Here is an 11,209-nt window from a genome sequence, read left to right on the forward strand (position 1 = left end):
TCCCACGTCGGGCACCTGCTCCACGTCAGCCACTCGCTCCCACGCCGTTGTCGGGCGCGCCGTCGCCCACCGGCGGCAGGTCGCCGCGCTCGACGGGCCGCCGCCCGGGGTCCCCGCCGGCCGGCGGCAGCACCTGGTCCAGCTCGTGGTCGTCGGCGAGGTGGGCGGCCCGCGCCGCCGACCGCAGGGTCGCCCGGTCCACCTCTTCGGGCGTCCCGCTCACGGTGACCACGAGGTCGCCCCGCTCCCGGGCGTACGCGTGGCCCGACTCCGTGGCCCGGTACCACTGCTCGCCGTCCCGCTCGCACGTCACCACGGGGTCCTGGGCGCTCCCGGACGCGGGCCCGTCCGTGCAGTCCGCGTCGGCGTGCGGGAGGCGCTCCACCCGCAGCTGGATCTGTCCGCCGTCGGGCGCGGTGTAGACGCTGCCGAACCCGTCGTCGCCGATCACCCCGACCGACTGGCGGGCCAGGGCGTACCCTCGGACCTCGGTCACCCAGACGTGCTCGGTGACGGTCTGCGCGGCCGCCGCCCGCGCCTCCAGCTCCGCCCGGTCGGGCGGCGGGGTCGCCGAGGCGCTCCGGGCCGCCGCGCGCGTGCCGGTCGCCACCTCGGTGCCGCAGCCCGCCACCGCCGCCAGGCCGAGCGCCAGTGCCAGGGTCGTGAGTACGGGACGGAGCCGGAGCGGCCGGGGTCGCGATGTCATGGGCACATCCTTTCGTACGGTGAGGGCCCCGCGCACCGTGAACGCGAGCGGCGCCCGGGCGCGGGCGGGAGCGCGAGACGGGCCGCCGCGCCCCCGGAGGGGACACGGCGGCCCGATCGGCCCGTGCGGTGCCTCAGCAGCAGCGGAAGCCCTCGCGGGGATCCGCCTCGCGGGCGTCCGTACGGCTGCGCTCGAAGGCGCGACGGCTCATCACCGGCGCGTCCGGATCGTGGGTCCGCGCGTGCGCCACATAGCGGTCGTACGTGGACTCGCCGGTCAGCTCACGGACGTACCAGCGGATCCTCCCCGCCACCCGTCGCACGTCCGCGACCGTCATGTCCGGCTCCCCGTCTCCGCCGCCTCCTTGCGGATGCCGCCCTCGGGACCGACGCCGGCGGCGGCCAGCTCGGCCTTCTCCTCCTTGGTCGCGAAAAGCGAGGCCGGGGCGACGAGCTTGGACTCGACGTACGGCGTCTCGTGGAGCTTCACGCTCTCCGGATCCCGGATGGCCTTGTAGCAGACCCGCCCGGCGTCCACGAGCACCACGATGATGAGGAGCGCGAAGAGGGCGCTCAGCACCCCGTCGACGGTGGAGTTGGTGACGACGGTGCGCATGTCGTCCATCGACTTGGCCGGCGCCAGCACCTCGCCCGCGTCGATGCCGGCCTGGTACTTGTCGCGCTGGGCGAAGAAGCCGACCTTCACGTCGTCGGAGAAGATCTTCTGCCAGCTCGCGGTGAGGGTGACCGCGACGTCCCAGGCGAGCGGGACCGCGGTGACCCACGCCCACTTCAGGCGGCCGGACTTGACGAGCAGGGTGGTGCAGACGGCGAGCGCGACGGCCGCCAGCAACTGGTTGGCGATGCCGAAGAGGGGGAACAGCTGGTTGATGCCGCCCAGCGGGTCGTGCACGCCGACCCAGAGGAAGTAGCCCCAGCCGCCGACCACGACGGCACTGGCGAACCAGACGCCCGGCTTCCAGCTGACCTCGCGGAACGGCTTGTAGACGTTGCCCAGCATGTCCTGGAGCATGAAGCGCCCGACCCGGGTGCCGGCGTCCACGGTGGTGAGGATGAAGAGTGCCTCGAACATGATGGCGAAGTGGTACCAGAACGCCTTCATCGCGGTCCCGCCGACCACCGCGGAGAAGATCTCCGCCATACCGAGCGCGAAGGTGGGCGCGCCGCCGGTCCGGGAGAGCAGGCTCGCCTCTTCCACGTCCTTGGCGGCCTGGGCCAGCGCGTCCGGGGTGATGGTGAAGCCGAAGTTGGCCACGGCCTGGGAGGCCGACTGGACGCTGTCGCCGATCACCCCGACGGGTGCGTTGATGGCGAAGTAGAGGCCGGGGTCGATGATCGAGGCGGCGATCATCGCCATGATCGCCACGAACGACTCGACCAGCATGGCGCCGTAGCCGATCATCCGGATCTGCGTCTCCTTCTGGACCATCTTCGGCGTGGTGCCGGAGGAGACCAGGGAGTGGAAGCCGGAGAGCGCGCCGCAGGCGATGGTGATGAAGACGAACGGGAACATCGAGCCGGCGAAGACCGGGCCCGAGCCGCTGGAGGCGAAGTCGGTGACCGCGGGCATCTTCAGGGTCGGCATCGCGATGACCACGCCCAGCGCCAGCAGCGCGATGGTGCCGACCTTCATGAAGGTGGAGAGGTAGTCGCGCGGGGCCAGCAGCAGCCACACGGGCAGCACGGAGGCGAAGAACCCGTACACGATCATCCAGATGACCAGCGTGCCCGGCTCCAGCGTGAAGAAGTCCGCCCACGAGGACTCGGCGACCCAGCCGCCCGCGACGATCGCGAGGAGCAGCAGCGCGACGCCGATGAAGGAGACCTCGCTGACCTTCCCGGGCCGCAGGGTGCGCAGATAGACGCCCATGAAGAGGGCGATCGGGATCGTCATGCCGATGGAGAAGACGCCCCACGGCGAGTGCGCGAGCGCGTTCACGATGACCAGCGCGAGAACCGCGAGCAGGATGATCATGATGATGAAGACCGCGATCAGGGCGGCGATCCCGCCGACCGGGCCTATCTCGTCGCGCGCCATCTGGCCGAGCGAACGGCCGTTGCGGCGGGTGGAGAAGAACAGCGTCACCATGTCCTGGACGGCGCCGGCGAAGATGACGCCGACGACGAGCCAGATCGTGCCCGGCAGATACCCCATCTGCGCGGCGAGCACCGGGCCGACCAGGGGCCCCGCCCCCGCGATGGCGGCGAAGTGGTGGCCGAACAGGACCCGGCGGTCGGTGGGGTGGAAGTCGACGCCGTTGTCCAGCTGTTCGGCGGGGGTCGCGCGGTTCTTGTCGGCCTTCAGGACCCGGTTGGCGATGAACCGGGAGTAGAAGCGGTACGCGATGGCGTACGAGCCGAGGGCCGCTGCCAGCATCCAGGCGGCGGAGACCTCCTCACCCCGCGAGAGCGCGAGGGTGGCCCAGCCGATGGCGCCGACCAGGGCGACCAGGCTCCAGACCACGACGGATCTGGGGGAGATGCCCCGTTTCCCCGGCACCTGTGATGCCGATGGTGCTGGTGTGGGCGTTTTCGCCATGTGGTGACTCCGTCCCCTCGCTGATCACCGGTGCAATGGGCAGGAAATCTAGGGGACGCGTCCGCCCAGCGTCACCCCCTGTCCGCATTGCGGTCCGGCAACGGTGATGTATCGCAACGGGACACGGGTCCGGCGCCGATTCGGTTCACCCCGGTCGTGACCGGTCCGGGACGGTCCGACGCCCGGTCGGACCGGGCGGCGCGGAGGGGGTCCGAGCCCGGTCGGACCCGTCGGCGCGGAAGGGGCCCGCGCGCGGTGGGCCCGCCGGTACGGGGTCGGGCTCGCGCCCGGTCAGATCCAGCCCAGGCGGGCCGCCTCCGCGCCCGCCTGGAACCTGCTGCGCGCCTGCATCCGGGCCGTCAGCTCCGCGTTCATCCGGCGCACCGTGCGCAGGGACACCCCCAGTCTGCGGGCGGCCGTCGCGTCCGTGTGCCCCTTCGCGAGCAGGGACAGCAACTCGTCCTCCTGCGGGGTCAGCCCGTTGCCGTCGCGGCGGGGAGCCGAGCCGAGCGGGGTGGCGGCGGCCCACAGCTGCTCGAACAGGAGCCTGGCCACCGCGACGGCCCCCTTGCTCCGCAACTCCAGCGCACCCGCCCGGCCGTCGTCGGGGTCCAGCGGCACCAGGGCCACCTCCGCGTCGACCACGACCATGACCAGCGGCAGGGTGGGCAGCGTACGGCTCTCCGCGCCGAGCAGGCCCAGCCGGTTCACGTAGCGCAGGGTCGACGGATCGTTGCGGAAGCTGTCCTGATAGATGCTGCGGAGCCGCACACCGCGCTCCAACGCCCGCCGGTCCAGCGGCCCGCTGGCCTCCAGGGTGTCCGGGGACTGCGCGCCGCCGGGCAGCAGGGAGAGGCACTCCGTCCGGGCCAGTTCGGCCAGTTCGGTCAGCCGCTCGCGCACCGCGTCGAGCCCCTCCAGCCGTTTGATGACGTCGAAGCCGCCGCCCGCGCGCCGCCCCCGGTCCGTCGTGAGGGCCGACATCGCGTCCCGCGCGACCTCAAGTCCTCTTTGCTGCCGGGCCAGTTCGGCCTCCCGGCGGGAGAGGAGGAACGGCAGGCTGGCGGCCGGGTCCAGTGCGCGGAAGACCGGCGGGCCCTGCTCCGTACCGCGAGGGCCGTCGTCCAGCAGACACAGCTCGGCCAGTTGGTCCAGAGCCCGGCGCACATCGTCCTCGCTCCGCCCGAGCCGCGCCACGATCTCGTCCAGCCGCAGCTCCGGCTCCTCCAGAACGAGCCGGTACACCAGCTCCGTCCGTGCGTCCAGCCCCAGTACCTCTAACATCCCTGGCTCCCCCGCAGATGTCACGCCGTCCCCGCACTTCCGTACGGGACGCCACTTCAGCACCGGGCGCGAGTGTAGGGCCGACGGGTTGTGAAGGTATAGACCAGGTCCACGGGATGGATGGACCCCGAAAGACCCCGCATGGCCGGAAAAGCCGAGGCCCCCGACGGTCGCTACGGCCGCCGGGTGCCGGTGCGCATGGCCGCAAGGTGTCTGGCAGTTGCCTGCCACCACCGCATCGTCCCTGGCAGCGGGCCCCGTACGGCGGCCCGCGGAGCTGGCACCCTGCTGCCCCGCAACTCCCGGCCACCCGGAGACCGTGGCCTCCGGGCAGGCGATGGCGACAGGATCAGGCCGTCACAAGGCATTCACACACCGCTACATTCTCGAGGAGTTCCCGATGCGCGCGTTCCGTTCCCCGACCCGCCGCCCCTCCCCGGCCGTCCTCGCCGCCACGGGCCGGCAGGGCTTCTCCTGGGGGTGACCCGGGCGGACGGGACGCCTCCGTGTTCCTGGTGACCGCGCTCCTGGTGCGTACCGCACCCCCGCACCCCGGCCGGTGGACCGCAACGGACCTGGCCGGTCGGCTGCGCGCCCACCCCGTCGGCGCCCGCGTCCGAAGCACCGGACCGAGCCCCGGCCCGGTCCATGTGTACGTCTCCGAGAGCCCGGACGGCTCGGTCCGCGCCGCGCTCTACATGGAGAGCCCCGACTCCTTCCACGCCGAACTGGCCGCGCTGGACTTCCTCCTGGCCCTCCTGAGGGCCGCGCGCCCCGCCTCCCTCGGCTGGCGGCCCGCGGCCCTGGGCGGCCCGGATCCGCACCGACTCCCCGAACCGAAAGGACCGGACCCGCCATGCCACGGGAGCGCCCCACCGTGTCAGTGATCATCCCCAACCACAACTACGAGAAGACCCTGCGGGCCTGCCTGGAATCCGTCTACGCCCAGACCCTGCGGCCTCGGGACGTGGTCGTCGTGGACGACGCCAGCACCGACCGCTCGCGCGACATCGCCCGCGAGTTCCCCTGCGTACTGATCGCCCGGCCGGACAACGCGGGGGTCTCCGCCGCCCGCAACCTCGGCGTCGCCGCGTCCGCCGGTCAGGTCCTGTTCTTCCTCGACTCCGACATCGCGCTGGCCCCCGACGCGATCGAGAACGCCGTCGACCTGCTCATGGAGGACCCGGAGACCGGCTGTGTCCACGGCGTCCTGGACCCCGAACCGCTGTTCGACGACGGTCCGGTGGAGGTCTACCACTGCCTGCACGCGCACTTCTGGCGACACCGCAGCGCCGGAGTCGTCGGCACCGCCTTCTTCGCGCTGGCCGCGATCGAGCGGCGCGTCTTCGAGGCGACCGGGCCCTTCGACGAGAACCTCCGCGACTCCGAGGACGTCGAATACAGCGACCGGCTCGCCGCCACCCACCGCATCCGTCTCAGCGAGCGGGTGACCGGCCGCCACGACGACGTGGACCGGTTGCTGCCGATGCTCGCCGAGCAGTACCGCCGCTCCCAACTGCTCGTCCCCGTCGCCGCCGTCGAGCGCCGGCGCGGCGGCGGTCTGCGAGCCAACCGCACCGGCGGCGTCCTGGCCGCCGGCCTGGTCCCGCTCACCCTCCCGCTCGCCCTGCTCACCCCCTGGCTGCTCGCCGTGCCGCTGGCCTGCGCCGTGGCCTTCGCGCTGGCGGACCCCGGGCTGTCGCGCTTCGTGGCCCGCCGCAAGGGGTGGATCTTCCTGCTCCGCTTCACCGCGCTGCACTTCGCGGTGCACCTGGCGCTCGTCCTCGGCGCGGTGGTCGGCGGGCTGCGCTGGCTGGTCGACCCCCGCTTCGGCCCCTCCGTCCGGGGCCGCCGGGACCGGTCCGCCCCGGTGACCGCCCCGTGAGCGCCGGAGTGGACCACGAGCGAGCGGCGGCGGGGACGCCCGGGGCCGGGGCACGGGCGGAAGCCGAGGTCGCCGAGGCCGGGGCGCCCGAGGCCGGGGCACGGGCGGAAGCCGAGGTCCCCGAGGCCGGGACGCCCGGGCCGGGCCCCGGTGACGGTACGGAGGCCGAGGCCCCCGCCCGTCCCTCCCGCCGCTCCCGGCTGCTGCGCACGGCCGCCGCGCTCGTGCTCATCGCGGCGACCGCCTTCGCCGTGGGCGGTTCGCTGCGCGGAGCCGGTACGGAGATGGCCGAGGCCGCCGCGCGCCCCGGGGGAGTGCTCCTGCTCGTCGCCGCCCTCCTCGCCAACGCGGCCGGACTCGCCCTGTCGATGCTCTCCTGGCGGGTCCTCGTCGTGGACGGCGGTTCCACGGCCCGCACCAGCGACACCGCCCGGATCTTCTTCATCGGCGTCATCAGCAAATTCGTGCCCGGCCGCATCTGGGGCGTCCTCGCCCACATCCAGCTCGGCAAGGCCGTCGGCATCGCCCCCGAGCGGATGATCGCCGCCTTCGGCCTCGGCCTCGTCATCGGGATGACCACCGGGGCCGCCGCCGGACTCCTCGTCGCACCGGCCGTGTTCGGCACGGGCGCCTGGGTCTTCGCCCCGCTCGTCCTGCTCGCCGCCGCCGCCGTGGCCCGCCCCGGCTGGGTGGGACGCCTCGTCGCCTGGACGATGCGACTGGCCCGCCGCCCCGCCGGGGCCGCCGAGAGTTCGCCCCGGGCCCTGCGGCTCTCCATCGGCTGGGCCTGCGCCTCCTGGGCGGTCTCCGGACTCCACCTCTGGGCCATCGTCGTCCTCCTGGGCGCCCCGCCGCTGCTCTCCCTGCCGGTCTGCGTCGGAGGCTTCGCCCTGGCCACCGTCGCCGGAAGCCTCGCCTTCGTCCTGCCCGACGGCTGGGGAGCCCGCGAACTCGTCCTCCTCGCGCCCCTCGGCGCGGTCATGCCCCTGTCCGCCGCCACCGCGGCCGTCATCGCCAGCCGGCTGGTCTGCGTGCTCAGCGAGGTGGCCGCCACCGGCGCCGCACTCGCGTGGGCCCGCGCGGCCGGACCCCTGCCCACCCCCCGACCCGCGCTCCAGGAAGGAGCCGCATGACCTCCGCCGCACAGCCCCTGCTCACCGTGGACGACTGCGAACAACTGTCGACGAGCCAGGTGCACGACCTGTACCGGTCCCACGTCAACAAGAGCCAGGTCTCCCTGATGACCTCCTTCGGCTTCGGCCGGGAACTCGTCGACCACGCCGAGGGATCCTGGATCCACACCCGCGACGGACGCCGCGTCCTCGACTTCACCGGCGGCGTCGGCGTCCTCAACCACGGCCACAACCACCCGCGGATCCTCGCCGCCCGCCGCCGCTTCCAGGAGCAGCGCCGGATGGAGGTCCACAAGACCTACTTCTCGCCCTACATCGCCGCCCTCGGCCACAACCTCGCGCAGCTCCTCCCCGGCGACCTGAACCTCTCCTTCTTCCCCAACTCGGGGGCCGAGGCCGTCGAGGGCGCGGTGAAACTCGCGTACAAGTACCACGGCGGGCGCCGGCAGCGGATCCTGCACGCCGACATCAGCTTCCACGGCAAACTGCTGGGCTCCGGAAGCCTCACCGGCAGCGCCCAGAACAGCTTCGCCTTCCCCGGCATACCCGGTGTCTCCTCCTTCCGCTACGGCGACCTCGCGTCCGTACGGGAAGCGGTCGCCGGAGCCCGGGACGCCAAGGGCCGCTGCGACGTCTACGCGATCCTCATCGAGCCCTTCTCCGCCTCCACGATGACCGAGTGCTCCGAGGAGTTCCTGCGCGGACTGCGGGAGTTGTGCACCGAGGAGAAGATCGTGCTGATCTTCGACGAGATCTACACCGGCTGGGGGAAGACCGGCAGCCTCTTCCACTTCATGCGCTACCCCGGGCTCGTCCCCGACGTGGTGACCACCTCGAAGTCCTTCGGCGGCGGCAAGTCCTCCGTCTCCGCCTTCATCGCCCGCGAACCCGTCTTCCGCAAGGCCTACGACAGCCTCGGCGACGCCATGCTCCAGTCCACCAGCACCACCTACTACGGCTTCGGCGAGGAGACCGCCACCGCCCTGGAGGCCGTCAACATCGCGGTCGAGGACGACTACCCGGCCCGCGCCCGCGCCATCGAACGCGTCCTCCGGCCGGGCCTGGAGCGGCTGCGCAAGCAGTACCCCGACATCATCGCGGACGTCCGCGGAGCCGGAGCGCTGTACGGGATCTTCCTCGACGGCGGCCCCCGCCTCCTGGACCTCGCCGCGAAGATCGCCCCCGGCGGACTGGCCCGCGACCCGCTGCTGCGCACCAAGATCATCACCTGCGCGGTCGTCAACGCGATGTACCACGACCACGACGTGTACATGTACTACACGCTCAACGGCCGCAGCCCCCTCGTGGCGGCCCCCTCCCTGGTCGCCGGGGCCGACGAGGTGGAGATCTTCCTCGACGCCTTCGACAGGACCCTCGCCAAGGGCATGAACCGGCTCCTCACCGCCTTCCTCAAGGACAAGGCGGTGTCCCGATGGGCGGCCTGACCATCGCCGTGACCGGAGCCGCCGGCATGCTCGGCTCCCACCTGGTGGCCCGGCTCGCCGCCGACGGCCACGACGTCGTCGGCGTCGACCTGCGCGACGACCCCCACCCGCCCGCGGGGGCCCGCCACATCGTCGCCGACATCCGCGACGCGGCGGCGCTCGCCCGCGCCTTCGACGGGGCCCACGCGCTGGTGCACTGCGCCGCCGCCCTGCCCAGCTACCCCGTCGACCAGATCCGTTCCATCACCGTCGACGGCACCCGCACCGTCCTGACCGCCGCGCACCGCGCCCGGGTCGACCGGGTCGTGCACATCTCCTCCACCGCCGTCTACGGACTGCCCAAGCGGGTCCCCACCCCGGAGGAGCACCCCCGCGAGCCCGTCGACCCCTACAGCAGGGCGAAGGCCGAGGCCGAGGAGGTCTGCGAGGAGTTCCGGGCGCGCGGGATGTGCCTGCCGGTGCTGCGCCCCAAGACCTTCCTCGGGCCCGGCCGGATGGGCCTCTTCTCGATGCTTTTCGAATGGGCCGAGGAGCGCCGCAACTTCCCGGTGCTGGGCCGGGGCGACGTCCGCATCCAGATGTTCGGCATGGCCGACCTCGTCGACGCCGTGGTGCTCGCCCTGAACGCACCGCCCGAGATCGCCAACGACGTCTACAACCTGGGCGCCGCCGAATTCGGCACCCTGCGCGAGGACTTCCAGGTCGTGCTGGACGCCGCCGGGCACGGCAAACGCGTGGTCCCGCTGCCGGCAGCACCGGCACTCGCGGTCCTGCGCCTGCTGGAGCGCACCAAGCTGTCGCCGGTCTACGGGCGGCTGCTGTTCAAGCTCCTCGACGACAGCTACGTGGACATCGGCCGGGCCACCGAACGGCTCGGCTTCCGTCCCGCGCTCTCCAACCAGGACGCCATCCTCGGCACGTACGCGTGGTGGCGCACCCAGCGGGGGGCCAGCGCACCCGCTCCCGGAGCCGGCCGGACCAGCCGGGAACCGTGGCGCCAAGGGGCGCTCGGCCTGGCCAAGGTCTTCTTCTGATCCCCTGGAGCCCTGCCGTGGACATCACCCGGTCCTCACCCGCGCCCGTGCGCGTGGTGGCAGTCCCGCCCGAACCCGAACCCGCCGACCCCACCGCCCCGCCCGAACCCGCCGACCTGGCCACCCTGCCCGAACCCGCCGGCCTCACGACCCTGCCCGAACCCGCCTACGCCGAGCCGCTGGCGCCCGCCCCCGCCGACCTGGCCACCCTGCCCGAACCCGCCTACGCCGAGCCGCTGGCGCCCGCCCCCGGCGCCGGAGCCCGGGCCCGCCGCCGGTCCCGGCCCCGCGACCTCCTCGCCCTCCTGCGCCCCGGCCAGTGGGTGAAGAACCTGGCCGTCGTCCCGCTCGCCCTGCTCGACACCCACCCCTGGGGGGCCGCCGCCTTCCTGCGCACCGGCTGGGCCGTCCTCGGCTTCACCCTCGCCTCCGCGCTCGTCTACGTCGTCAACGACCTCGCCGACCGGGAGCGGGACCGGCTGCACCCGGTCAAACGCCACCGCCCGATCGCCTCCGGGCGGGTGTCCACGGCCGCCGCCGGGGTGCTGACCGGCGTCCTCGCCCTGTCGCTGACCGGCTGGGCGGTGGCCGGGCCCGCCTGGCAGTGGTGGCCCACCGCGCTCTACCTGGCGCTGAGCCTCGCCTACTCCCAGGGCCTCAAACACGTACCGCTGGTCGACGCGTTCATCGTGGCCACCGGCTTCGTCCTGCGGCTCGTCCAAGGGGCGCTGCTCGTCGGCGCCGAGGTCTCCGAATGGCTGGCCCTGTGCGTCTTCTCGCTCTGCCTGATGCTGGCGCTCGGCAAACGCCGGCACGAGATGACGGCGGCGGGCCGCGCCCACCGCCCCGCCCTGAGCGGCTACACGCTCGCCTTCCTCGACCACCTCGTGGTCCTGGTCGCCGTGCTGACGGCCGTCAGTTACGTGCTCTACCTGCGCGACGACGCGGCCCTCGCCGCCGGGGCCTCCCTCGTCACCCTGCTCTCCGCCCCCTGCGCCGTCTTCGGCCTCGCCCGCTACCTCCAGCTCCTCCTCGTCGAGCAGGGCGGCGGCAACCCCGTCCACGTCCTCTTCCGGGACCGCGCCACGCTCGTCAACGCGGCGCTGTGGGCGGCGCTCGTCACCCTGGCCCTCGTCCTCCCGCACGCGTCCGCATGACCCTCC

10 protein-coding genes are annotated in these 11,209 nt (G+C 73.1%); 6 read left to right on the top strand and 4 right to left on the bottom strand.

Going from position 1 to position 11,209, the window contains the following annotated elements; translation table 11 throughout:
• Positions 1–25 precede the first annotated feature (25 nt).
• The 4 genes from DTB53_RS19205 to DTB53_RS19220 form a co-directional block, all read right to left on the bottom strand.
• The gene (locus DTB53_RS19205) at positions 26–706 is read right to left on the bottom strand and encodes a hypothetical protein (RefSeq protein ID WP_012379107.1); all 681 of its coding nucleotides are present in this window, start codon (positions 704–706) and stop codon (positions 26–28) included.
• Positions 707–839: 133 nt separating this feature from the next.
• Entirely contained in the window at positions 840–1,043 is a 204-nt protein-coding gene (locus DTB53_RS19210) for a YbdD/YjiX family protein (protein ID WP_003966405.1), read from the bottom strand.
• Complete coding sequence (locus DTB53_RS19215) at positions 1,040–3,265, bottom strand: carbon starvation CstA family protein (protein WP_012379106.1); 2,226 nt, start codon at positions 3,263–3,265, stop codon at positions 1,040–1,042. The genes DTB53_RS19210 and DTB53_RS19215 overlap by 4 nt, the downstream gene beginning before the upstream one ends.
• Positions 3,266–3,556: 291 nt before the next feature.
• Positions 3,557–4,549, bottom strand: coding sequence for a helix-turn-helix transcriptional regulator (locus tag DTB53_RS19220; protein WP_003966403.1), 993 nt, complete (start codon positions 4,547–4,549; stop codon positions 3,557–3,559).
• A gap of 506 nt (positions 4,550–5,055) precedes the next feature.
• Between DTB53_RS19220 and DTB53_RS19225 the strand changes: the two genes are divergently transcribed.
• The 6 genes from DTB53_RS19225 to DTB53_RS19250 are packed head-to-tail and all read left to right on the top strand — an operon-like array spanning position 5,056 to position 11,203.
• Positions 5,056–5,436 carry a hypothetical protein gene (locus DTB53_RS19225; protein ID WP_042496154.1) on the top strand — a complete coding sequence of 127 codons (381 nt, stop codon included), beginning with the start codon at positions 5,056–5,058 and terminating at the stop codon, positions 5,434–5,436.
• Entirely contained in the window at positions 5,433–6,434 is a 1,002-nt protein-coding gene (locus tag DTB53_RS19230; RefSeq protein WP_012379104.1) for a glycosyltransferase family 2 protein, read from the top strand. The genes DTB53_RS19225 and DTB53_RS19230 overlap by 4 nt, the downstream gene beginning before the upstream one ends.
• Positions 6,431–7,567, top strand: coding sequence for a lysylphosphatidylglycerol synthase domain-containing protein (locus tag DTB53_RS19235; RefSeq protein WP_012379103.1), 1,137 nt, complete (start codon positions 6,431–6,433; stop codon positions 7,565–7,567). The genes DTB53_RS19230 and DTB53_RS19235 overlap by 4 nt, the downstream gene beginning before the upstream one ends.
• Positions 7,564–9,012 carry an aspartate aminotransferase family protein gene (locus tag DTB53_RS19240; protein WP_003966399.1) on the top strand — a complete coding sequence of 483 codons (1,449 nt, stop codon included), beginning with the start codon at positions 7,564–7,566 and terminating at the stop codon, positions 9,010–9,012. The genes DTB53_RS19235 and DTB53_RS19240 overlap by 4 nt, the downstream gene beginning before the upstream one ends.
• A complete protein-coding gene (locus DTB53_RS19245) occupies positions 9,000–10,046 on the top strand; it encodes an NAD-dependent epimerase/dehydratase family protein (protein ID WP_003966398.1) in 1,047 nt (348 codons plus the stop codon). Before DTB53_RS19240 ends, DTB53_RS19245 begins: the two co-directional genes overlap by 13 nt.
• A 17-nt stretch (positions 10,047–10,063) precedes the next feature.
• Positions 10,064–11,203: a UbiA prenyltransferase family protein gene (locus DTB53_RS19250; RefSeq protein WP_012379102.1), complete on the top strand. Its 1,140-nt coding sequence runs from the start codon at positions 10,064–10,066 to the stop codon at positions 11,201–11,203.
• Positions 11,204–11,209: the final 6 nt, after the last annotated feature.

This window comes from Streptomyces griseus, assembly GCF_900460065.1.
Classification (GTDB): Bacteria; Actinomycetota; Actinomycetes; order Streptomycetales; family Streptomycetaceae; genus Streptomyces; species Streptomyces griseus.

Excerpts from the sequence above, each read along its gene's own strand:
- DTB53_RS19205 (WP_012379107.1), bottom strand. The coding sequence starts at position 706 with ATGACATCGCGACCCCGGCCGCTCCGGCTCCGTCCCGTACTCACGACC.
- DTB53_RS19210 (WP_003966405.1), bottom strand. The coding sequence starts at position 1,043 with ATGACGGTCGCGGACGTGCGACGGGTGGCGGGGAGGATCCGCTGGTAC.
- DTB53_RS19215 (WP_012379106.1), bottom strand. The coding sequence starts at position 3,265 with ATGGCGAAAACGCCCACACCAGCACCATCGGCATCACAGGTGCCGGGG.
- DTB53_RS19220 (WP_003966403.1), bottom strand. The coding sequence starts at position 4,549 with ATGTTAGAGGTACTGGGGCTGGACGCACGGACGGAGCTGGTGTACCGG.
- DTB53_RS19240 (WP_003966399.1), top strand. The coding sequence starts at position 7,564 with ATGACCTCCGCCGCACAGCCCCTGCTCACCGTGGACGACTGCGAACAA.
- DTB53_RS19245 (WP_003966398.1), top strand. The coding sequence starts at position 9,000 with ATGGGCGGCCTGACCATCGCCGTGACCGGAGCCGCCGGCATGCTCGGC.